The following is a 21,631-nucleotide window of genomic DNA, read 5'->3' as shown; positions in this document are numbered from 1 at the left end:
AAAAGGAAGCGGTCCCAGGCAACCCAGCCCGCGGACCGCTTCCTCATGCCCTTGACAAACGAGACCTACATATCAGGTGGGCAGCGGCCAAGACCATCAGCCGCCGATGAAGCGGCTGCGCCCTGCACGGAAACCGAAGACGGCAGCCAGCAGGCCGACAGCCAGGAACAGCACCCCCGCGGAAGCGAAGGAGCCGGTGGACTGGTAGAGGTGACCCACCATCAGGGTCCCCGTGGACCCCACCCCGTAACCCACCCCCTGCATCATGCCGGAGAGGTGGGCTGCCGTGTGACCGTCCCGGGTCCGCAGCATGATCATTGTCAGGGCCACTGCCGTCAGGCTCCCCTGGCCCAGCCCCAGGATGCCGGTCCACACCCAGATCAGCTCCTGGGGGCCGAAGATGCTGAGCGCGAAGCCGCCGCCCGTCATCAGCGCCACCACTGTATTGATGGCCCGCTGGTCCCGGAATTTGGCCGCCAACGCCGGGGCGAACAGGGAGCCCAGCATCTGCAGCACGATTGAGACGGACACCATCAGCCCCGCCGTTCCGCCGTCGATGCCGCGTTCACGAAGGATCGGCGCGAGCCACGCGAAGACGCTGAAGGACATCATGGCCTGCAGCACCATGAAGAGCGTGACCTGCCACGCTATGGCCGAGCGCCAGACGTTCACGCCGTCATGCACGGAGTTGTGCCTGACGTGCCGCTGCCTGACGGCAACGGGCAGGAAAAGAAGAAGGACGACGGCGGCCGGCACCGCCCAGAACCACAGTGCGGAAGTCCACTCCCCCCTCGTTTGGAAAACCGGGTAGGTAAAGCCCGCGCCGAGGGCAGCCGACGCGCAGATAGCAGTCGTGTAAAGGCCGCCCATGAGGCCGAGCCGGTGGGGGAAGTCCCGCTTCACCAGCCCAGGCAGCAGCACGTTGCACAACGCAATGGCCGCACCGCATGCGGCTGTCCCGGCCAGCAGGGCCGGTAGGTGTCCCGCTGCGGGGACGTCCACCGGCCGCAGGAGGAGCCCCGCCGTCAAGAGCACCATCGCCCCGAGCAGCACGCGTTCGGCCCCGAACCGTCTCGCCAGGACCGGAGCCAGTGGCGCGAACACGCCGAGCAGCGTTACCGGGACAGTGGTCAGGACCACTACTGACCAGCCGGGGAGGCCGGTGCTGGACGTTATTTCGGGAAGCAAGGCCGAAAAACTGGAGAACACCGTGCGCAGGTTGAGGCCGATCAGTACCAGGCACAGGCCGAGGTAGGCCAGTGCCCGCGGGCTGCCGACCTGCGTGGGTTCGGCGGCGGGGATCTCGTCGATCTCGGCGTCCACGAGGGTGCTCGCGCCGGCGCCGCGGCCTACCCGCCGGAGCTGGTTGGGTGCTGCTGAATTCTTCGCATCGGTCACCCGCCCATTCTTACAGTCGGAAAGCACAAGCCTGCCCACGGTAACGGTAAGGAACGGATGGCAAACCCGGTCTTCCTCAGCCTGCCACTGCTGTTCAAACTGCTCTCCGTAATTTTCGGCCTCGCTGCATTACGACGGGCGCCACGCGGTACCAACGGGTGGCGCCCGGGTGTTGCCGGGCTCATAGTGGTGGGAGTAGAGGCCGTCGTCATAGCTCTACCAGCCGTGCTGCGCGGCGGTTTCGATGTTTTCTATTGAGCCGGCCGGTCCCCAAGGCTCCGCTGCTTCGCTGTTTCCGCCCCGCTTCCCCTGGGGACATGCCTCTTAAAACCGCCGGTATTCTGGAAGGGATGAGTGAATCTCCCGAATCCCCGCAGCCCCCGGCAAATCCGAACCAGCCCCGTCCCGTCACGCCGGGCAGCCAGGCCTCGTACGGGACCTATGGCGGCAGGCCGGTCAGCTTCGTCCGCCGTGGTACCCGCCTCCAGGGCCGCCGCCAGGCTGCCTGGGAAGAGCACTCAGAGCGGTGGGCCCTGAATGTGCCGCGCCACGTCGCCAACACCTCTGTGCATCCGGACTACACCTTCGATGCCGTGGCTGAGTTCGGGCGCAAGGCTCCGCTGATCGTCGAGGTCGGATCCGGACTCGGCGACGCCGTCTGCCACGCCGCCGAGGAAAACCCCGACACGGACTTTCTCGCGGTGGAGGTATACACCCCCGGCTTGGCCAACACCATGATCAAGATCAACAGCAGGGGCCTGACCAACGTCCGCGTCGTGGAGGCTAACGCGCCCGAGGTGCTCGCCACCATGCTCCCGCCGGGGTCGGTCAGTGAACTGTGGATCTTCTTCCCAGACCCGTGGCACAAGTCCAGGCACCACAAGCGCCGTCTCATTCAGCCTGAGTTCGCAACTCTTGCTGCCCGGGCGCTGAAGCCGGGCGGGCTCTGGCGTATCGCAACCGACTGGTCCAACTACGCTGTGCACGTGCGGGACGTGCTCGCAGGCTCAGCTGATTTCGTCAATATGCACGACGGCGAGCGCAGGGGGCCGGAGAGTCCGCTCACCCACGTCTGGCAGACCGGCGTGGAGTCGGTCGTCGGTGGGGCGCCTGTCCGGGAAGGCCGTGCCCCAGTCAGCACCGAGCACACCGGGCCAAACGAAGGCGTCGATGAGACCGGCGGCTGGGCACCGCGGTTCGAAGGGCGGATCCGCACCAGCTTCGAAAACAAGGCCCACGAGGCCGGGCGCATGATCTTCGACCTCTGCTACCGCCGGGTCTGACCACACCCCGCGCACTGGATCGGCGTTCCGCCGGCGCGCTGCACAACCTGGCCTGTCGCACATGCACTGCACGTGCGACGATTGGGCCTGGAAGGAAGCCTGCGGAGATCCCGGGCTTAGTGCCGGCGCGAAGGAACGGTCATCAAACGAGAACTGCAGGGCGCCGCGGACAAAGCCGAGGAAGTCACTAACTCGGGGGGACTGGAAGTGCTGGCCAGGGCAGGATTCGCCGTGAGCGGCCTGCTGCATTTCCTGGTTGGAACCATCGCCATCGGCCTGGCCCTGGGCAAGGGTGGCAGGGCCGATGTCAGCGGCGCTGTGGCCGAACTGGCCAGCCAGCCCGCGGGACCTCTGCTGCTGTGGTCCAGCTTCGGGGCGTGCGTGGCGCTGGCCCTGTGGCAAGCGAGTGATGCCGTCTTCGACTACCGGCACCTGCCGGCCAAGGACAAGACGGCCAAGAAGACCAAGGCTGCGGCCCAGGCAGTGGCATATTCTGCAATGGCCGTTACACTCGCCGCGTTCGCTCAGGGCAGTGACAAGGACAGCCGGGAATCGGCGAGTGACATGACGGTGGGCCTCCTGCAGGCACCCGGCGGCCTCCTGCTGCTGGTCGTGATCGGAGCGGCGATAGCTGTCACCGGGGTCGTGTACGTGGTCCGCGGGCTCCAAAAGGCGTTCAAGAAACACCTCCGAATGCCCGCATCCCCCGCCGCGCGCAAAGGCGTTGAGGGCTTGGGCATCGCTGGCTATGTTGCCAAGGGGGTTGCCCTGTTCGTGACGGGCCTGCTCGTCATCATCGCCGCAGTCACGCTTCGCCCGGAACAGTCGACCGGACTCGATGGCGGACTCAGGGCACTGCGCGAACAGCCGTTTGGCGTCTACGTGCTCGGGGCTGTGGGCGTAGGGCTCATCTGTTACGGCGCGTTTATGGTGGTCCGGGCCCGGCTTGCCCGCATGGAATCGTAGTTCCTGGTCAGCCGCCTGGCACGGCGATCACCGCAATCGTCTGCTGCTGTTCGTTCCGCAGCTCGACGCTGGCGATGCTCGCGAACGGCAGGGGGGTTGCGCTGGTGACCCTTGCCCGGCCGCTGGGGGTTGCCATCCAGGCACAGGCACGGTCTTCTGTCCCTTCCCGGTCCTTGACCCACAGCGAGAGCTTGCCCTTGTTCGGCAGGCTCCTGCCGTCCACCGCCAGTTCCGTACCCCAGGTTTTCTTGACCAGGCCGACTGTGACCTCGATGCCGGTATCCGCTTCAACCGAGTAGCTTGCGTCGGGTTTGTTGGCCGGCGCCAGCAGCGGCGCGGCCGCGAATCCCAAGGCGAGACAAGCCGCGGCGACCACTCCGACGAAGGCGGTGAGCCGCCGTCGGGAAGTCCGGCGCCTGGCCGCGAGCTCGTCCAGCACCGGTTGTGGAACAGCGGGCGGAATATCAGCGGCGGCGGGCATCCGGGCCGCCGGAACGGCAAGCGCTACGGCGTCCGGAACCGGAACGGCAGCCAGAAGCCCCGGAAGTGATTCCAGATCGGCCAGTTCGTCGCGGCACATTCCGCACTGCTGCAGATGGTCCTCGAAACGCGCCTTGTCCGCGTCGTCGAGGCCCCCCAGCACGTACGCTCCCAGCAACTCATGGAGTTCCTTGCCGTTCACCGTTCCACACCCATTTCGTCAAGAACTGTCCGCAGCGCCTTCACCGCGTAGAAGGCCCTGGATTTAACTGTGCCGCTCGGAATATTGAGCTGGACCGCGGCCTCATTCACTGTGAAGCGCCGGTAGTGCAATGCCACGAGAACGTCCCGGTGCTCGTGGCTCAGCCGGAGCAGCGCCTCCTCCATCAACACCCTGGTAAGGAGGTCGTCGACTCTTCCCATGGCCTCGGCGGGGTCGGCAAGATCGCGTTCCTCGGTTTCCTGCGGCCTGCGCTGGGACTTCCGGTAGTTGTCGATCATGATGTTCCGGGCCGTCCGGAACAGGTAGCTCCGCAGGCTCCCGGTGATCGTCGGCGCCTGCTGCCAGACGCGCAACACCGTTTCCTGGACAATGTCGTCGGCGAGCAGCGGATCATGGGAGGCACTGATCACGAACCGGCGCAGGGCCGGCCCGTGATCGCGGTAGATGGTTGCAACCACATCCTCGTCCAGCGGCACTATGACCTCCCGGCAGTCACTCGAATCCGGTCCCTGCAGCCGGCGTTACTGGCATGTAAGACGCTTGCGGGGACCAAAAAGTTCATTCAAATCCGTGGGCGGATCCTTGAACCATTCTTCACCCGCATGCGTCATTCCAGATAGCGCCGGTTCCCAGATGCCGGCCTGAGCCAAGGAGCAGCACATGAACAAGCACTTGAGCGTTGGCATCGCAGTTTTGGCCCTTGCCGCGTCGCTGACAGCGTGCGGGGGCGGTACGGGCACCACGCCTGCCCCAGCGACCACCGCGGCGGAAACCGCCGCCGAAACCACTGCCCCCGCGTCGCCCACGGCCACGGGCACGGAAACCGCGACCGGCGGCGAAACCGCCACCGTGGACCTGAAGACCGCAACGTCGGACAAGGGCGAAATTGTGGTGGACGGCAAAGGCATGAGTGTCTACTACTTCACAAAGGACGTGAAGGACTCGGGCAAGAGCAACTGCACCGGTGACTGCCTGGTTGCCTGGCCGCCGGTCTTCACCACCAATGACACCCCCACCGTTGAGGGCGTCACCGGAAAGGTCGGGACCATCGACACTCCTGACGGCAAGAAGCAGGTAACCATCGAAGGTATGCCCGTGTACCTGTGGGAGAAGGACAAGGCCCCCGGTGACACCACGGGCCAGGGCGTAGGGAACGTCTGGTACCTCGTTGCCCCGGATGGCACGATGATCAAGTGACCCGTAGGTCACCACGAGCGGTGCCGGCGTCCATGCCCTCGGACGCCGGCGCTACCATCCCCGGCACTACCATCGGAGCATGGCAAACACACCTGACCTGAAATCGGCTGCCAGGACCTGGCAGACCATGGTGGACAGCAATCAGGCCCTGCTGCTTCGGAAGTCCGGCCACGATGTGCGTTGGTGGGCGGAGGAGGGGCGCAGAGCCGGTGTGAGGAACGACGGCGAGCTCCGCGACTGGATGCGCGACGAGCACGGCATCACCGGGTATGCCCAATATGCCGTGTCCTGGGAGATGTTCGGTTATCCGGAGTTCATGCTGCGGGACGCGGACGAACTTATTGACGGCCAGTACGCGTCCCACCCGCACCTGCGGCCCATAGCCGATGCCCTTCTGGCATGGGCCGCAGGCACCGAGGGAGTGGAAATCCAGATGCGAAAGGGATACGTCTCGCTCCACAGTCCCCGGCGCAAGTTCGCACAAGTGACCCGCGCCAACAACACGGCAGTAGACGTCACGCTGCGGATCGAGAAGCCCATTGGGGGGCGTCTCGCAGCCGCCACCGTCCGCGGCGGTGATTTCTTCGATCGCAAGGTCCGGCTCACCGCCGTGGAACAGGTGGACCAGGAGCTGCTCGATCTGCTGGAAACAGCGCTGGATCAGAACAGCTGACCTTGCGACCGTTTCGACGGTTCCGTGCACACCCGACGCTGCGATGCGTCGAGCCGGCAGGGAACCGTCGAAACGGCGGAGGGCTTGAACCAGGCGGCGGGCGTGAGCAGGCGGAGGGCTTGAACCAGCCGGCTCAGCCAGTGACGGTGAGGCTTACCAGGGTGCCGCCGTCGCCGTCTGCCAGGAGGCCGACGGCGGTGCTGGAGTCTGAGGGGAACACCTGGTCCGTGATGGTGGCCAGCCCGTCCTGCGCGAAGACCTCCACGGAGCACCGGTCCAGGAAGATCCGCAGCCGCAGCCGGCCGTCGATCAGCGGAACGGCCACCCGCTCCACGGACGGAAACGTGTCGTGGAAGCTGACGTTGCCGGACGAGGTCCGGTCCAGGGTGAGCTCCCCGGTCCCGCAATCGTAGGCCAGCACGGTCTGCTCGCTCCCCTGTTCCTCTGGGGCGCCCAGTTCCCCTGTGGGGCGGCCGGAGGCATGGAGCACCAGGCCCGTTTTCCCCGTCCCTGCGGGCTCAAACTCGGCATCGATCCGGAGCACGTCGCCCGACGCTTCGGACGGCAGCCAGGTGACACCCTCCTGCAGTTCCAAAGAGCCCAGCGTGTACAGCTCCGCTCCGGAGGTTGCGAAAGGATCCACGGCGTCCTGGATCAGCACGGGACGCCCGCCCCGGGATTCCAGCCTGACCTCACGGACCAGGGACATGGCGCTGCGCCATCCGTCTGAAGGTGTGGCAGCGGCGTATTGCCAGTTGCTCATCCAGCCGATCATCAGGCGGCGTCCGTCTGGGGCATTGCTGAAGGACACGGCAGCATAGTAGTCCCGGCCCCAGTCCAGCCAGCCGTACTCGGCCATCCGGTCCCCGTCCGTCTGCAACCCCTCGGTAACGGTGCTCTCGGACCTGAACGCCACGCCGTCGAACGTTCCCACAAAATATTGGCCGGCCGAGCCGCCGGCGATGCCGCCGGGGCTGAGGTTCACGACGAGGACCCACCGGGTGCTTGACGGATCGCCGTCCACCGGCAGCTCGAACAGGTCCGGGCATTCCCAGACGCCGCCGGTGGCATTGGCCGGGCCGAAGGTGCTCAGGTACTCCCACGTCTTGAGGTCGTCGGACTTGTACAGGACCACCTCGTGGTCGCGTGCCTCAACCGCCGCCATCACCCAGTAGCTTCCGGCGCCGCCGTCGTACCAAAAGACCTTGGGGTCACGGAACTCCGCGGACGCCCGGTCCAGGACCGGGTTTCCGGCGTACTTGGTCCAGGTGGCGCCGTCGTCGGTGCTGTACGCGAGGGACTGCGCCTGCCGGCCGGCGAGGGGCGAGCCCGGCGCGTACGCGCTGGTGTAGATGGCCACGAGCGGCGAAACTCCCCCCACCCCGAAACCGCTGGTGTTATGGATGTCCACCACGGCCGAGCCGGAGAAGATGGCCTCCTGCCCGTCGCAGGGAATCGCGACGGGCTGCTCGTCCCAGGTCAGCAGGTCGGCCGAGGTGGCATGGCCCCAGGACATGTTGCCCCAGACGTCACCGGAGGGGTTGTGCTGGTAGAAGAGGTGGTAGACGCCGTTGGAGTAAACGAGGCCGTTGGGGTCGTTGAGCCAATTGCGCTCTGCGGCGTAGTGCCATCGCGGCCGGTAACGGCAGCCGAGTTCGGCTGTTGGATTCATGTGAGTGGTTGTCTTTCGAACTGGGAGGAGCCGGTCAGCCTTTGACGCCGCTGGAGGCGATGCTGTTGATGAAGGACCGCTGGAACGCGATGAACAGGACCACCACGGGAACCGTGATGAGGGAGGCATAGGCCATCACTTCGCCCCAGGAGACGTTGAGCTGGAAGAAGTACTGGATGCCGATCATCACCGGGCGCAGTTCCTCGGACTGGACCACCATGAGCGGCCACAGGTACGAGTTCCAGGCGGGCAGGAAGGTCAGGATGGCGACGGTTGCGGTGGCAGGACCCGCCAGCGGCATCACCACCTGGCGGTAGATCTTGAACCAGCCGGCGCCGTCGATCCGCGCGGCTTCGTCCAGTTCCTTCGGAATGGATTCGAAGTATTGGTGGTACAGGTAAATGGAGAAGGCGTTGGCGATGAACGGGATGATCTGGACCTGGTAGGTGTCCAGCCAGCCTTTGGAGATCTCGAGGCTGAAGCCGTTGAGCTCGAAGTACGGGAGCTGGTTGACCCACCACACCAGCGGCAGCGCCAGGGTCTGGAAGGGCACGATCAGGGTGGCGAGGATCGCGGTGAACACGATGCGCTTGCCACGGACCTCCATGCGGGAGAGGGCAAAGGCGCAGAGGCTGTTGATGAAGATGCCCAGCACCACGGTGACCGCGGAAATGCCGATGGAGTTGATAAGGAAGCGGGCGGCCGGCACCCTGTCGAAGACCGCCGCGTAGTTGTCCAGCGAGATGTTCCCAATGGGCAGGAACGCGGCCACCGAGGACATGTCCCCGAAGATCTGCTGGTCCGGCTTGAGCGAGGAAACGAGCATGAAAACGATGGGAAAGGCGGCGACGGCGGCGAACAGGATGCGCACGGCCATGGCCCCTGCACTGCTGATGCGAATTGCGTTCTTCACGTCAGTCCTTCTCTCGGGTCAGGTAGCGCTGCACCGCGGAAATCAGCAGCACGAGGACGAAGAATACGAGGGAGATGGCCGAGGCGTAGGACGTCTCCTGCTGCTTAAAGCCGGAGCGGACTGCCTCATAGATGATGGTGGTGGTGGAGTCGAGCGGGCCGCCCTGGGTCATCACGCTGACCTGGTCGAAGAGCCCGAGCGCCTGGATGGTGATGGTCACCAGGACCAGGCTGCGGGTGTGCTTCAGGCCGGGCCAGGTCACGTAGCGGAACTGGTGCCAGCGGCTTGCGCCGTCGAGCTGCGCGGCCTCGTACAGTTCGCCCGAGATGCTCTGCAGGCCGGCGAGCCAGATGATCATGTGGAAGCCGGCGGCCTGCCAGATGGAGAGGGCGATGATGGCCGGCATGGCGGTGGCGGGGTCGTTGAGCCAGTCAGCTCCCGGAATGAGGCCGAAGCTCACGGTGGACAGGATCTCGTTGATCAGGCCGTCCTTGCGGTACATGAACAGCCACAGCAGGGAGACCACCACCATCGAGGTGACCACGGGAAGGAAGTAGACGGTGCGGAAGAAATTTACGCCGCGGAATTTCTTGTTGATCAGCAGCGCCATGGCCAGGGCCAGGGCCGACTGGACCGGGACCACCACGACGGCGAAGTAGCTGACGTTCAGCAGCGCCCGCCAGAACGTGGGGTCGGTGAACAGCCTGGCGAAGTTGTCTGTTCCTACGAACTCCACGGGCCGGGGTGAAATGAGCCGGGCGTTCGTGAACGCGAGGCCGAAGCCGAGGATGGCGGGGAGGAACACGAAGGCGAGCAGGAGGACCGCTGCCGGAGCGATCATTCCCCAGCCGCTGAGCTGTTCGCGCAGGTAGCCCGGGCGGCGGTGCCGCGGAGTGGCGGAGGGTACAGGCGCCGCGGGTGCGGGGACGCCGGAGCGGCGTCGGGGAGGAAGCTGGGTGGTTGTCATGGAATCTCCGTTGACAGTCAGTGCCGGCGGGAGGACGACGGCGGCGGGTGCGTGCCACCGTCGTCCTCCGGCTTGGCAGCGGCTAGTTCTTGTAGCCGCCGTTGGACTTGATGTTGGCGTCAATCGCCTTGACCGCCTTGTCCAGGACGGTCTTGGGGTCGGCCCCGGCCAGGATGTCCTGGACGGCCTTGCCGTATTCGGTGGCGATGAAGGGGTAGGCCGGGGTCTCGGGCCGCATAACAGCCTGCTGGCGGGAGAACTCCATGAACGCGCGGTTGGCGCCGCCTTCTGCGAACTCCGGGAGAAGCGCGGCAGCCTCGTCGGTGGCGGGGATGGTTCCGGTTGCCTTGGCCACGGCAGCGATGTTCTCCGGCTTCAGGGAGTAGGAGAGGTAGTCCATGGCGGCCTCGGAGTTACTGCAGCCGCTGGTCACGCCCCATTGCCAGGAGGCGCCGCCGATCTTCGGGCCGTTGCCGAGGTCAACGGTGGGCATGACCGCCAGGTCCTTGCCAAGTGCCTTGCGCGCCTTGTCCGCGGCCCAGGAGCCCGTGTACACGATGGCGCTCTTGTTGTTCAGGAAGTCCTGCGTGGAATCCTTGCCGCTCTTCTTGGCCATGAAGCCCTGGTCCGCGAGACCGCGGAACCACGTGGCCCACTCAACGGCCTTCTCGCCATTGAGGGCACCGTCGGCTGACTGGAAGCCATCGCGGTTGATGAGGTCCCCGCCGAAGGACTGCAGCAGCGGAGAGTAGGCGTAGGGCAGCCATTCACCGGCGCCCGCCGTTCCCATGTCGAGGGGGAACTGCCACTTGCCCAGGGCCTTGAGCTTGGTCAGGGCCTCCTGGAATTCTTCCTTCGTCCAAGGCTCCTCAACGGTCGCAGCGCGGACGCCGGCAGCCTTGAGGTCGGAGGTCCGGGCGAGCATCGCCAGCGCGACGTCGTAATAACCGACGGCGTACGTCTCACCTTCCCACTTCGCCACGGTGCTGGGCAGGTGCTTGGACAGGTCGGTCGAGAGCTTGAGCGGGGCCAGGTACTGCGCCCACGCCCAGTTCGGCACGTTGGGGCCGTCGATGTCCACGATGCAGGGAAGCTTTCCGGCGGCAGCGGCCGAGACCACGGAATCGTTGTAGGACTCCTGTGGGAAAGCCTGGACCTTGATCTGGGCCTTGGCGCCGCTGCTCTTGTTGTAGGAGTCAACGATTCCCTGTATGGCCTTGAGCTCGTCCGGGTTGCCGGCATTGTGGGTCCACATGGTGATCTCGTTAGAGCCCTCGGACGTCGCGGATGCGCTGCCCTTGCCGCAGGCGCCCAGGGTGCCCACGAGTGCGGCCGCAGCTATGCTGGTGCCCAGGATCCGAGTGAATCGCTTGTTCATAATGGTCAATCCTTCTGCTGAATTTGTGCGTGGATGATTGCCCCGGGTCCGCCGGGACGCGGCCGCTGCAACGGCTGCGTCCCTCTTTTGTACGGATTTTCCGGCATTGGTGGAGTTTTCCCGGCCGATCTTTCGGTGGATCTTTCTGCAGATCTTTCTGCGAAGCGGCGGGAGGGTGGTTGGGTGTTTCGCTTGTGGAGGTCTGTCCTGGCCCTGCCGCCTATGCCGGCGGCGGGCCTACCGAGCCCCGCTCGATCAGTGGACAGTCCAGCTGCGCTTGCACTGCGGGAGTCCCCGGATGTTCAATATCGTCCAGAATGCGGTTGACCGCCCAACGCCCCATCTCGTAGTGCGGCAGGGCCACCGTGGTGAGGCCAGGCCAGAGGGCGTCGGCAATAAGCTCGAGATTGTCGATGCCCACGATTGAAACGTCCCGGGGAATGCTCAGGCCCAGGGCGGCTGCAGCCTGATAGGCCCCCATGGCAACCCTGTCGCTGAAGCAGAACAAAGCCGTGGGACGCTGTTCCTGGCTGAGCAGGGCCAGCGCTGCTTCCCGGCCACCTGCTGTTTCTGCCTGTCCGATAACCAGGTGCCGGGGGTCGTGCTCCAGACCATGCTTCTGGAGCGTGTTGAGGAACCCTTCGAGCCGGCCGTGGGTAGCGGGAATGTCATCCTGGTTGTTGATCATGCCGATCCGGCTGTGGCCCGCCCGGATAAGAGCTGCCACAGCGGTTTCAGCGGCCCCCACCTCGTCCGGAACAACCGACGAGACGGAGCTGTCCGCGGTGACAGCGTCCAGCAGCACGGTGGGCAGACCGGCCAGTTCACGCGGCAGCTCCACTCCCTGGTGGTACAGCCTCGCGTACACCACACCGTCCACCTGGTGCTGCTGGAGCATCCGGATTTCCCGCGCCTCCAGCTCGCTGTCCAGGCCGGAGTTGACCACCATCACCACGTAGCCGCGGTCGTAGGCTGCGTCCTGCGCTCCCCGGATCATGGCGCCGGCGAAGGGGGTGGTGGTGATTTCATCACTGACAAGCCCAAGGATCTGGGACCGCTGGTTGCGCAGACCGCTGGCGAGCCTGTTGGGTGCGTAGCCAAGGTCTTTGGCTACGTCCCGGATGTGCTGCTGGGTTTCCGCTTTGACCCGGAAGCTGGTGGCTTCGTTGAGCGCGTGCGAGACCGTGGTCACCGAGACCCCGGCAGCTTTCGCCACCTCGCGTATACCGACCCTTGTCGCCATTGACTGTTCCTTTGCAAAACGTTTTGTACTTCGTGTGATCCAGAGTACACAAAACGTTTTGCAAGTGTCAACGGCGTGCTTCGGTCTTTGACTGCGGGTCTGGAGGTTCTCACTCTGCCGCCCCTGAAAGGAAATACACCAGTGTGTTGAGTGGGCTCACTCGAAGACATAGTGTGGCGTTGGCTCATAAAACGCGAATACTCCCGGCGGGCCGGGGTACGTGAACTCTGAGTAAAGGTCTTGGAGGCATCCACGGCACCGAGGAACAACCTGTGGAAGGGAGAAATCTGTGCGGGAATCAAGCACCACCGACGAGAGAATTTCAGGACCGGAGGCAGTTGCCGCCGAGGCAGTCGCCGCCGGCGCGAAAGAAGTAGCGGCCGAAGAAGCAGATTCGGCCGGGGCCGGCTCTGCGCCTGCCGACGCTGCAGCCGAACCGGCGGACATCACTTACGATGAGCAGTTTTATCCCGCCCGCCCCAAGGCTTTGAGGCCGATCGCCCGCCGGCGCCAGTACCTGGCCTCCAGGCCATCCCTTGAGTTTGACGGGCGCAACGCGGCATATGTCGAATGGCTGCGAAACCAGGCGATGCTGGGGGATGCCAACACGTTGGCCCGGCAACTGTCGGGGCAGGCCAGCATGTGGCAGAACTCCTATGCGCATCCCAACCCTAGGGCCGCCGTCGAGCGTGCTCCCGTCTGGTTTACCGCTTACCCACTGTCCTTCATCACACAGCCTAGCCAGTCCTTCCTCTCAGCCCTGGGCGACCAAGGCATGTGGGAAGCCTTCAGGGAGATCGGGATCAGGGCACTCCACACCGGTCCCGTTAAGCTGGCAGGAGGCATCAGCGGGTGGACCCAGACTCCCAGCGTCGACGGACACTTTGACCGGATCAGCATGGCGATCGACCCCGTGTTTGGCACCGAGGACGAATTCCGGCAGATGTGCCAGGTCGCCGCGGACCACGGCGGAACGGTCATTGATGACATCGTTCCCGGGCACACCGGCAAGGGAGCCGACTTCCGCCTTGCCGAGATGAACTTCCGGGACTATCCGGGCATCTATCACATGATCGATATCCCGGAGGAGGACTGGCACCTGCTTCCGGATGTACCCGAAGGGCAGGATTCGGCAAATCTGAGTCTCGAGTCTGAACAGGCGCTGCAGGCTGCCGGATACATCATCGGCCGGCTCCAGCGGGTCATCTTCTACGAACCGGGTGTCAAGGAAACCAACTGGAGTGCAACGCGGCCGGTCGTTGACACTACCGGAAAGACCCGCCGCTGGGTTTACCTGCACTACTTCAAGGCAGGCCAGCCATCCATCAACTGGCTGGACCCCACCTTCGCCGGAATGCGCCTGGTGGTCGGGGACGCTTTGCATTCTTTGGTTGACCTGGGCACCGGCGCGCTGCGCCTGGACGCCAACGGCTTCCTGGGCGTGGAAAAAAGCGCTGAGGAGCAGCCGGGCTGGTCCGAGGGGCACCCCCTCTCCGAGGCAGCCAACCAGCTCATCGGGTCCATGATCCGCAAAGTCGGGGGGTTCTCGTTCCAGGAACTGAACCTGACGATCGACGACATCAAGGCGACCTCCGAGTCCGGTCCTGACCTTTCCTACGATTTCATCACCCGGCCCGCGTACCATTACGCGCTTGTCACCGCTGACACCGAGCTGCTGCGGCTGACGCTTCGCCTGTCGATGGAAATCGGTGTCGATCAGGCCTCGCTGGTCCACGCCCTGCAGAACCACGACGAACTGACCTACGAACTGATGCACTTCGCCTCGGGGCACAGAGACGAGCTGTTTGAGTTCAACGGCCAGGAGCTTACGGGCGCCCAGCTCGCCGAGCAGGTGCAGCAGACCATGAGGGAGCGCCTGACCGGAGAGAGTGCACCCTACAATGCTGTGTTCACGACCAACGGCATCGCCTGCACCACGGTCAGCTTCATCATGGCCGTGCTCGGTATCCGCGAGCCTGAAGCAATAACGCCGGAACAGGAGGGCCAGGTCCTGGACGCCCACATCCTGCTGTCGATGTACAACGCCCTGCAACCGGGCGTCTTTGCCCTTTCGGGATGGGACCTCACCGGCATAACGGCCCTCGACCGAAAGCACGTCGAGGAGCTCACCTCCCAGGGTGACACCCGCTGGATCAACCGCGGAGCCCACGACATCATGGGCACCAGCCCTGACGCGGAGACCTCGTCGTCAGGGATGCCCCGCGCCCGCAGCCTGTACGGTTCCCTCCCGGAGCAGCTTAAGGATTCCTCCTCCTTCGCCCGGAGGCTGCAGCGGATCCTTGAGGTGCGGGAAAACACTGGAATAGCCACCGGCACCTTGCTGGATGTTCCGGACGTCTCCAACCGCGGGCTGCTCGTCATGGTCAACCGGCTGGGGGACGGGGCGCTGCAGGTCACCGTGCTTAACTTCTCAGGCCAGGACATCGCCGGCACCATCCAGTCCACGCACCTGCCCCCAGGCGCCAGCGTGCAGGATCTGTTCAGCGGCGAGACCGTGGGGCAGGTGGATGACCTGCACAGCTTCTTCATCGAGCTTTCCGCCTATCAGGGCACAGCCCTGCTCCTACACGAAGAGGAACCTGCAGACGAGGAGGCACCCGGCCTGTAGGACTTGCGCGGAGGGTCCCGTCATGAGCCGGACGCAATTCATTCGACGGCTTCTCGGACCGTTTCTACGGGCATAGGGTTCAGGGCCAGGGCGCGGTGGATAGAGAGCCCTTCGATCAGCGTATCGAGCATCCGGGCAGTTTCCGGGTCGAAGTGCCGCTCGAGCACTGTACGACGTTGGGCGGCACGTCCCGTGTGACCACTGCGCCGGCGCCGATCACACTGCTTTCGCCGATGGTGATTGGCCCGACGCCGAGCGCCGTGCGGTTGCACTTGATGAACGTGCCTTTGCCGACACTGATGTACGTCCCGCAGTCCACCTGCAAAGGAGACCGAACGTGGGCACCTTCGGCGAGGTCGCCCGGAAGTTTCCCAAGAATGGGCCGGGCGGCGACCGCAGCACAGGCCGGACGGCGCCGCGTACACACTATGCGTACGCTCCTACATAAGCCCTAGCGGAGAAGATCCGCCAGCGGTTCGTCGGCGTCCTCGAATTCGACTGCGGCAATGATCTCCCTGGTTTCCGGGTTGAGCATGAAGGCCTCGTCGTCATCCTCGATCATGAGGAACTCTCCGTGGTCGGTGCTGAACTTCCAGGCCAGGACGATCTCGCCATTGTGCTCGTAGTTGGGATCGCCCATCGTGATGCCCTGCAGCGTATACCCGGCGATGTCGCAGAGCTCGCGGATAATCAGTTCGAATTCCGGCGCCGTTTCGAGGGCTGCCTGCTCGGCTTCAGCAAGGCGCTGTTCGAGGTCAGGGACCTGCTCCAGCCGCCGTGTGATGTGGGCGTTGAGCTCTTCCCCCTGCAGCAGCACCAGGCCCTCCTGTTCACGCAGCCAGGTGGCGTTCAGAGCAGTGATGTCCTCGTTTTCGAGCAGCGCCTCAAAGGCGGCGTCAAGGTCTTCCATAGCCTGGACGGCATTCGGCAGGACCCCGTCCGTGGCTGCGTCCCACTCACCATCCAGATAGATCTCCGCTTCCTCCTCGGTGAGGGCATTGAAGGCTTGGGCGGCACGGTCGAACAACGCCAGGTGCGCGGTAGCGCCCATGGCCTCGAGGCCTTCACGGACGTAGTTGTCGACCGCGTCCCGGTCCGCGGCCGTGTAAACGTACTGCGCAAAACCACCAGCAAGAGCCTGGGTGAGATAGAAGTCGACGAAGTAGCTGCGCAGCGCGTTGGGGGCGATTTCCCCCGGGCCGAGGAGTTCACGGAACATGGCGTTGATGACGGCGACGTTGGCGTCAACGACCTCTTCATCCCTGGCATCGGTGCCTTCAAGGGTCAGGACGACGGGGTACTCGTTGGACGTCATTGGAAATCCTCACTGCAGAAGCGGGTGGCGTTCAGGACTCCTTCAAGGTATGCCCCGCCCTATGCCTGGAGGTTAAGGGTGAGGTGAACGTCAGGCGAAGTTTGAGGGCAGGCCCAGATACCAAGTCCCAGACAATTCGCCCAGGGCAGCACAACGGCGGGCGGCCGTTAGAACCAAACAAGAGGAAGGCCGCCCGCCGCCACGCCTTCATGTGGCGCTATTGCCCGCCCGGAACAGCGGGACCTGTTTCCCACCGCAGCAGGGCAGCAGCAGGGGCCCCACCGGGAATGGCGGCAGCAGGCACCACCTCCACCTCTGCGTCGGTGAGAACCGCCGCCCTGATGAGGGCTGCAGCCGCCGGCGCCTCGCCCAGGACCTCGGCGCCAACAGCTTCCTCCGGCACCGTGGAAACCCACGGACTCGCGCTGAGGACGAGCAAGGCACGCGCCGGGTGGCTTTCCGGGTCCGTGGCCGTGTTGCCTGCACCGGGATCAGCTGTCAGCTGGTCGCTAAGAACAAGGGTCTGAACCTGTGCCTGCTGCAGTGCCCGGACAACAGACCCGACACCAAACGCCGCGCCGGCGCTGTTCTGCCCCTTTTCCTCTGCCAGCTTTTCCAGAAGCTGCTGCTGGGAGCGCGCCTGCGCTTCGGCCAGCGCCTTCTCGACGGCTGTGTTCATCACCTCTGGATCGGCACCGCCGGCCCGGGTATGGACGTCGACGGTCGCCGCGATGGCGCGGCTGCGCTTGGACAACTGGTCAAGAACCATGTCGCGTGCGCGGATGTCACCGCCGATCACCACCGCAACCGGCCGTTCCTGTTCCACAAGACGGTCGATTTCCGCAGCCACCTCTTCGGTATTCCTCCGCCAAATCTCCTCGGTGCGGTGCTGGAACTTGCCTTGCGCCCATCCCCCAACGGGGACCTTTTTGATGTTCTCCGTGCTCCCCTCAGTGGTTTCGCTGAAAGCCTCGCCGCCGGCGGCTCGGGCAAAGGACAAGGTGATGTCCGCACCCGTGCGGTCCACGCTGGCCGTCACGACGGCCATATCCAGGTCAGCATGCCGGATGAGGGGCAGCAGGTCAGGAATGACGCCCACGTTCACATACGGCCTGTCCACCCGCTCACCGGCGAGAACCTGGTCCACCTCCACCCGACCGCCATGGGCAACCAGGAAGCGGGCTACAGGATTCGGCACCCCCTCCAGCGGCTTTACGGCCTGCTCAACCGCCTGCGCGTCCTCCTTTGAAGCCCCCGCCGCCAGCAACTCATCCCTAATGCGTTCCGGTCTGAGGTCCGCGGCTTCGAGGGAATCGACCGTGCCCGTGCCGGCATCGGCCAGCACTGTGCACCAGGTTCCGTTTCCTTCGAACAGCTTGGAGTACTTGGAAAGCGCCGCACTCATAACGATCACGCTTCCCGGTCAGATGCAGCGCCGCCGTTGCCTGGCTCCGGCGCTTCCGCCGGCGGGTTCTCACGTACGGCCTCCCGGACCTCCTGGCTGTCAGTGTCGTCCGGAAACGGTTCGGTCTCCCGGAATTCCTCGGCGTGCCCTGAACGACTGCTTTGACGCAGGGCCTGCGTCTCGTGCTTCATTTGATCGTCCAGTTCGGACCCGTGTTTGGTGTTTCCTCGCTCAACCATTTCGATCTCCTATCCTCTTGAACCGTGCCCTAAAACCGTGCCCGAAAACCTGGGTCAAATGTGCCGCAGATCACTTTCCCACCGTAGCACCGGCGCCATTCCGGGTGAACCGCCACCGGAAGTTTCAGGGCCTCTTCCGGCTGACTAAGATGGATCAGATAGCCTGCAGAAGTTTGACCTGCCGAAAGTAGTGCCCACCATGCCATCCAGACCGGACGAGAGTGCGGCACTGGCAATCCAGACCCCCGCGATCAACGACCGCTCCCTTGCGGCCGGGCTCGCCTATGCCATGGGCAGCCGCGTCACCGGCATTTCCTTTGACGCCGCCACCGGACTGATGCTGGGCAAGGTGCGCGGCGGCGCCGACGCACCGTATTCCACCACCGCCAAGCTGGTGCGGAGGGCGGGCGGCTGGAGCTGCACCGTGGGCGTCTGCAGCTGCCCGGTGCGCAAGGACTGCAAGCATGTGGCCGCCCTGCTGTTCGCCGCAGAGGACAACCCCGCCGTCCGCAGGCAGCTGCTGGCACCCGCCGATGTCTCCCGGCTCGTCAGGGAACCTTCATCGGCTGAACCTGCTGGTTGGGAGCAGGCGCTCAGCCCGCTGATTTCCCAGCCGGGAATCGCGCCCTCCGCCGGCGGCACCCCGCTGGCGCTGCAGTTCGAGGTGGAGGAGGCTGCCCCGCATTTTTCCTACACCGGCCGGCGGGATCCCCTGCGCAGCGTCCGGCAGCTCAAGGCCCGTCCGGTGATCATGGGCGCCAAGGGCAACTGGATCCGCGGGGACGTATCGTGGAACACGCTCAGCTATCTGAGCTTCAAGCGGGAGTGCAACCAGACCCATGTGGAGTGGATGCAGGCCTTCCTCGCCGCGCACACGTCTGCTGCCAACCGGGCGCATTCTTCCTCCGCCCTTTGGCTGGGAATGAACACGTTCGCAGGCAAGAACCTATGGGCCCTGCTGGAAGAGGCCAGAAAGATGGGCCTTGCCCTGGTCCACAGCCGGGGGCAGGAGCCGGTGCGCGTCGCGGAGTCTCCCGCCGCCGTCGGCCTTGATTTGAGCCGCCACGGCGACGGGCTGGAGCTCGCCCCCACCATCACCGTTGCGGGCGACAGTGTTGATCCGGCGTCCGTGGGCACCATCGGCAGGCCGGCCCACGGCATCTTCGTCACCTCCGACGGGGACGGGCTGCCCGGCGTCAACGGCGAATCCGCCATTACGCTGGCGCCGCTGGAAAGCGGACTCAGCGAGGAACTGCTGGCGTTCGTGACGGCCGGCAGCACCCTGCACATTCCGGCCCGGGACGAAAGCCGCTTCCTCACCGGCTTCTACCCGAAACTGAAGCAATCAGCGCGGGTGACCACATCTGACGAGTCCGTGGAGCTGCCCGACCTCGCGGTCCCCACCCTGTCCCTGCTGGCCAATTACGGTGCCGACCACCGGGTGCGGCTGCACTGGGAATGGCACTACACGTCGGGGAACCTCGTCACCGCGCAGCCGCTGTGGCGCCATCCCGGCGACCACGGCTACCGGGACGATGCCGCCGAGGCCCGCATCCTGGAGGCGGTCGGCCAGCCGTGGGATGTGGTGCCGAAGCTGGGCGAATCAGCTGCCGGAGGCTGGGGCACGCCGCGCCTTGCCGCATCCGCCGAACTGAGCGGGCTGGACACGCTTGCCTTTACGGAAGAGGTCCTTCCCCGCCTGCAGAACACTCCCGGTGTGGAGGTTGACACCTCCGGGGACATCGCCGACTACCGCGAGGCCGAGGAGGCCCCCGTGGTCGCGATCTCCACCAAGGCGACCGACCAGCGGGACTGGTTCGACCTCGGCATCGTGATCACGCTGGAAGGCCAGCCCGTCTCATTTGCCGCGCTGTTTTCGGCGCTCGCGGCCGGCCAGACGCGGATGCTGCTGCCCAGCGGTGCATACTTCTCGCTGGACCTGCCGGAGCTGCACCAGCTGCGGGCGCTGATCGACGAAGCGCGCTCGCTGCAGGACAACAAGGACGGCCCGCTGCAGATCAGCCGCTTCCAGGCCGGGCTGTGGGACGAGCTGGCGCAGCTGGGAATCGTGGACGAACAGGCAGCCGCCTGGCGTGAAGCGGTTGGCGGACTGCTTGAGGGCGAAGTGCAGGGACTGCCCCTTCCTGCCAGCCTGGATGCCGAGCTGCGCCCATATCAGCTGGAAGGCTATAACTGGCTCAGTTTCCTGTACCGGCACGGCCTCGGCGGTGTGCTGGCGGACGACATGGGCCTCGGCAAGACCGTCCAGGCATTGGCCCTGATGTGCGCCGCCAAAGAGCACGCGTCCGGCACGGTTACTGAAGCCGGCGCGACTGAAAACAGCGCAACCGCTGGAAACAGCGCCGCGTCCGACGGCGGCGCGCCCTTTTTGGTGGTGGCCCCCACGAGCGTTGTGGGCAACTGGGCGGCGGAGACGGCGCGCTTCGCTCCCGGGCTCACAGTGCGCGTGATCAGCGAAACGTTTGCAAAAAGCGCAGCTGACCCGGCCGAGGCCATGGCCGGGGCGGACATCGTCATCACCTCCTATGCCCTCTTCCGGATCGACTACGAGGCATATGCCGGACGCCGGTGGGCCGGGCTTGTGCTGGACGAGGCCCAGTTCGTGAAGAACCACCAGTCCAAGGCCTACCAGTGCGCGCGCAAGCTTCCGGCTGCCTTCAAGCTCGCCATTACGGGCACACCGCTGGAGAACAACCTCATGGAGTTCTGGGCACTGACCTCCATTGTCGCGCCGGGGCTCTTTGCCAGCCCCTCGCGGTTCGCCGAGTATTACCAGAAGCCGGTGGAAAAGAACGGTGACAAGGGGCAGCTGGACAAGCTCCGGCGTCGGGTCCGCCCCCTGATGATGCGCCGTACCAAAGAGCAGGTCATCAAGGACCTGCCGCCGAAGCAGGAGCAGATCCTGGAGGTGGTGCTCAACCCGCGCCACCAGAAGGTGTACCAGACGCACCTGCAGCGTGAGCGGCAGAAGATCCTGGGCCTGATCGAAGACGCCAACAAGAACCGCTTCACGATTTTCCAGTCGCTGACGCTGCTGCGGCAGCTCAGCCTGGACGCGTCCCTCGTTGATGCCTCCCTGTCGGGCGTGCGGTCCAGCAAGCTGGACGTGCTCTTTGAACAGCTCGAGGACCTGGTGGCGGAAGGCCACCGCGCATTGATCTTCAGCCAGTTCACGGGTTTCCTGGGCAAGGTCCGCGAGCGCCTGGTCGAGGAGAACATCGAGTTCTGCTATCTCGACGGCGGGACACGGAACCGTGCGGACGTGGTGAACGAGTTCAAGAACGGCGCAGCGCCGGTGTTCCTGATCAGCCTCAAAGCCGGCGGTTTCGGTCTGAACCTCACCGAGGCCGACTATGTGTTCCTGCTCGACCCGTGGTGGAACCCGGCCTCGGAGGCGCAGGCGGTGGACCGTACGCACCGCATCGGCCAGGAGCGGAACGTCATGGTGTACCGGCTCGTGGCCAAGGACACCATCGAGGAAAAGGTCATGGCGCTCAAGGCGAAGAAATCCCAGCTGTTCGCCGATGTGATGGAAGGCGATGCGCTCTCAGGCGGCGCGCTCACGGCTGAGGACCTCGCCGGGCTCTTCAACGACTGACGGCTCCCGCGCCGCACGTCGATCGTCCGCA

General features: G+C 65.0%; 19 protein-coding genes. 7 read left to right on the top strand and 12 right to left on the bottom strand.

The window, feature by feature from the left end; all coding sequences use genetic code 11:
• Window positions 1-96 precede the first annotated feature (96 nt).
• Entirely contained in the window at window positions 97-1,323 is a 1,227-nt protein-coding gene (locus M1E01_RS02260; protein WP_457974838.1) for a CynX/NimT family MFS transporter, read from the bottom strand.
• A gap of 132 nt (window positions 1,324-1,455) precedes the next feature.
• On the opposite strand from M1E01_RS02260, the gene M1E01_RS02255 reads away from it, so the two are divergent.
• From M1E01_RS02255 to M1E01_RS02245, 3 genes are all read left to right on the top strand, one after another.
• On the top strand, window positions 1,456-1,656 hold the full coding sequence (locus tag M1E01_RS02255) for a hypothetical protein (protein ID WP_457973486.1): 201 nt from the start codon (window positions 1,456-1,458) through the stop codon (window positions 1,654-1,656).
• Window positions 1,657-1,748: 92 nt separating this feature from the next.
• Window positions 1,749-2,681 carry a tRNA (guanosine(46)-N7)-methyltransferase TrmB gene (trmB, locus tag M1E01_RS02250; RefSeq protein ID WP_457973485.1) on the top strand — a complete coding sequence of 311 codons (933 nt, stop codon included), beginning with the start codon at window positions 1,749-1,751 and terminating at the stop codon, window positions 2,679-2,681.
• Window positions 2,682-2,834: 153 nt separating this feature from the next.
• Window positions 2,835-3,647 carry a DUF1206 domain-containing protein gene (locus tag M1E01_RS02245; RefSeq protein WP_457974837.1) on the top strand — a complete coding sequence of 271 codons (813 nt, stop codon included), beginning with the start codon at window positions 2,835-2,837 and terminating at the stop codon, window positions 3,645-3,647.
• Between the two features lie 7 nt (window positions 3,648-3,654).
• Here M1E01_RS02245 and M1E01_RS02240 read toward each other — a convergent pair whose 3' ends face one another.
• Both M1E01_RS02240 and M1E01_RS02235 read right to left on the bottom strand, forming a co-directional pair.
• Window positions 3,655-4,329, bottom strand: a complete 675-nt coding sequence (locus tag M1E01_RS02240) for an anti-sigma factor family protein (RefSeq protein ID WP_457973484.1) — start codon at window positions 4,327-4,329, stop codon at window positions 3,655-3,657.
• Window positions 4,326-4,826, bottom strand: a complete 501-nt coding sequence (locus M1E01_RS02235) for a sigma-70 family RNA polymerase sigma factor (protein ID WP_457973483.1) — start codon at window positions 4,824-4,826, stop codon at window positions 4,326-4,328. The genes M1E01_RS02240 and M1E01_RS02235 overlap by 4 nt, the downstream gene beginning before the upstream one ends.
• Before the next feature lie 184 nt (window positions 4,827-5,010).
• Here M1E01_RS02235 and M1E01_RS02230 point away from each other — a divergent pair, with 184 nt between their 5' ends.
• Together M1E01_RS02230 and M1E01_RS02225 are read left to right on the top strand one after the other, a co-directional pair.
• Window positions 5,011-5,547: a COG4315 family predicted lipoprotein gene (locus tag M1E01_RS02230; RefSeq protein WP_457973482.1), complete on the top strand. Its 537-nt coding sequence runs from the start codon at window positions 5,011-5,013 to the stop codon at window positions 5,545-5,547.
• 79 nt (window positions 5,548-5,626) lie between these two features.
• Window positions 5,627-6,220 (top strand): DUF5655 domain-containing protein, encoded by a 594-nt coding sequence (locus M1E01_RS02225; protein WP_457973481.1) that lies wholly within the window; start codon window positions 5,627-5,629, stop codon window positions 6,218-6,220.
• Between the two features lie 133 nt (window positions 6,221-6,353).
• Here M1E01_RS02225 and M1E01_RS02220 read toward each other — a convergent pair whose 3' ends face one another.
• The 5 genes from M1E01_RS02220 to M1E01_RS02200 form a co-directional block, all read right to left on the bottom strand.
• Window positions 6,354-7,892, bottom strand: a complete 1,539-nt coding sequence (locus M1E01_RS02220) for a glycoside hydrolase family 32 protein (RefSeq protein WP_457973480.1) — start codon at window positions 7,890-7,892, stop codon at window positions 6,354-6,356.
• Between the two features lie 34 nt (window positions 7,893-7,926).
• Window positions 7,927-8,805, bottom strand: coding sequence for a carbohydrate ABC transporter permease (locus M1E01_RS02215; RefSeq protein WP_457973479.1), 879 nt, complete (start codon window positions 8,803-8,805; stop codon window positions 7,927-7,929).
• 1 nt (window position 8,806) lies between these two features.
• Window positions 8,807-9,772, bottom strand: coding sequence for a carbohydrate ABC transporter permease (locus M1E01_RS02210; RefSeq protein ID WP_457973478.1), 966 nt, complete (start codon window positions 9,770-9,772; stop codon window positions 8,807-8,809).
• An 82-nt stretch (window positions 9,773-9,854) separates the two neighbouring features.
• Entirely contained in the window at window positions 9,855-11,150 is a 1,296-nt protein-coding gene (locus M1E01_RS02205; RefSeq protein ID WP_457973477.1) for a sugar ABC transporter substrate-binding protein, read from the bottom strand.
• Window positions 11,151-11,370: 220 nt separating this feature from the next.
• Window positions 11,371-12,393 carry a LacI family DNA-binding transcriptional regulator gene (locus tag M1E01_RS02200; RefSeq protein ID WP_457973476.1) on the bottom strand — a complete coding sequence of 341 codons (1,023 nt, stop codon included), beginning with the start codon at window positions 12,391-12,393 and terminating at the stop codon, window positions 11,371-11,373.
• 445 nt (window positions 12,394-12,838) lie between these two features.
• On the opposite strand from M1E01_RS02200, the gene treS reads away from it, so the two are divergent.
• Window positions 12,839-15,022, top strand: coding sequence for a maltose alpha-D-glucosyltransferase (gene treS, locus M1E01_RS02195; protein ID WP_457974836.1), 2,184 nt, complete (start codon window positions 12,839-12,841; stop codon window positions 15,020-15,022).
• A gap of 38 nt (window positions 15,023-15,060) precedes the next feature.
• On the opposite strand, the gene M1E01_RS02190 is transcribed toward treS, so the two are convergent.
• From M1E01_RS02190 to M1E01_RS02175, 4 genes are all read right to left on the bottom strand, one after another.
• A complete protein-coding gene (locus M1E01_RS02190; protein ID WP_457973475.1) occupies window positions 15,061-15,189 on the bottom strand; it encodes a hypothetical protein in 129 nt (42 codons plus the stop codon).
• A gap of 284 nt (window positions 15,190-15,473) precedes the next feature.
• Window positions 15,474-16,337: a DMP19 family protein gene (locus tag M1E01_RS02185; RefSeq protein ID WP_457973474.1), complete on the bottom strand. Its 864-nt coding sequence runs from the start codon at window positions 16,335-16,337 to the stop codon at window positions 15,474-15,476.
• A 217-nt stretch (window positions 16,338-16,554) separates the two neighbouring features.
• On the bottom strand, window positions 16,555-17,742 hold the full coding sequence (locus M1E01_RS02180) for a baeRF2 domain-containing protein (RefSeq protein ID WP_457973473.1): 1,188 nt from the start codon (window positions 17,740-17,742) through the stop codon (window positions 16,555-16,557).
• Between the two features lie 5 nt (window positions 17,743-17,747).
• The gene (locus M1E01_RS02175; protein ID WP_457973472.1) at window positions 17,748-17,981 is read right to left on the bottom strand and encodes a hypothetical protein; all 234 of its coding nucleotides are present in this window, start codon (window positions 17,979-17,981) and stop codon (window positions 17,748-17,750) included.
• Between the two features lie 199 nt (window positions 17,982-18,180).
• On the opposite strand from M1E01_RS02175, the gene M1E01_RS02170 reads away from it, so the two are divergent.
• Entirely contained in the window at window positions 18,181-21,600 is a 3,420-nt protein-coding gene (locus tag M1E01_RS02170; RefSeq protein ID WP_457973471.1) for a DEAD/DEAH box helicase, read from the top strand.
• Window positions 21,601-21,631 lie beyond the last annotated feature (31 nt).

Source organism: Arthrobacter sp. D1-17 (genome assembly GCF_054130535.1).
Note: the sequence above shows the minus strand (reverse complement) of the source record. Positions and strands in the feature narration are given on the sequence as shown.

Bases quoted from the DNA above. Each gene is read 5' to 3' on its own strand.
- M1E01_RS02255 (WP_457973486.1), top strand. From the start codon at position 1,456: ATGGCAAACCCGGTCTTCCTCAGCCTGCCACTGCTGTTCAAACTGCTC.
- M1E01_RS02175 (WP_457973472.1), bottom strand. From the start codon at position 17,981: ATGGTTGAGCGAGGAAACACCAAACACGGGTCCGAACTGGACGATCAA.
- M1E01_RS02230 (WP_457973482.1), top strand. From the start codon at position 5,011: ATGAACAAGCACTTGAGCGTTGGCATCGCAGTTTTGGCCCTTGCCGCG.
- M1E01_RS02180 (WP_457973473.1), bottom strand. From the start codon at position 17,742: ATGAGTGCGGCGCTTTCCAAGTACTCCAAGCTGTTCGAAGGAAACGGA.
- trmB (WP_457973485.1), top strand. From the start codon at position 1,749: ATGAGTGAATCTCCCGAATCCCCGCAGCCCCCGGCAAATCCGAACCAG.
- M1E01_RS02210 (WP_457973478.1), bottom strand. From the start codon at position 9,772: ATGACAACCACCCAGCTTCCTCCCCGACGCCGCTCCGGCGTCCCCGCA.
- M1E01_RS02220 (WP_457973480.1), bottom strand. From the start codon at position 7,892: ATGAATCCAACAGCCGAACTCGGCTGCCGTTACCGGCCGCGATGGCAC.
- M1E01_RS02200 (WP_457973476.1), bottom strand. From the start codon at position 12,393: ATGGCGACAAGGGTCGGTATACGCGAGGTGGCGAAAGCTGCCGGGGTC.
- M1E01_RS02170 (WP_457973471.1), top strand. From the start codon at position 18,181: ATGCCATCCAGACCGGACGAGAGTGCGGCACTGGCAATCCAGACCCCC.
- M1E01_RS02225 (WP_457973481.1), top strand. From the start codon at position 5,627: ATGGCAAACACACCTGACCTGAAATCGGCTGCCAGGACCTGGCAGACC.
- M1E01_RS02185 (WP_457973474.1), bottom strand. From the start codon at position 16,337: ATGACGTCCAACGAGTACCCCGTCGTCCTGACCCTTGAAGGCACCGAT.
- M1E01_RS02205 (WP_457973477.1), bottom strand. From the start codon at position 11,150: ATGAACAAGCGATTCACTCGGATCCTGGGCACCAGCATAGCTGCGGCC.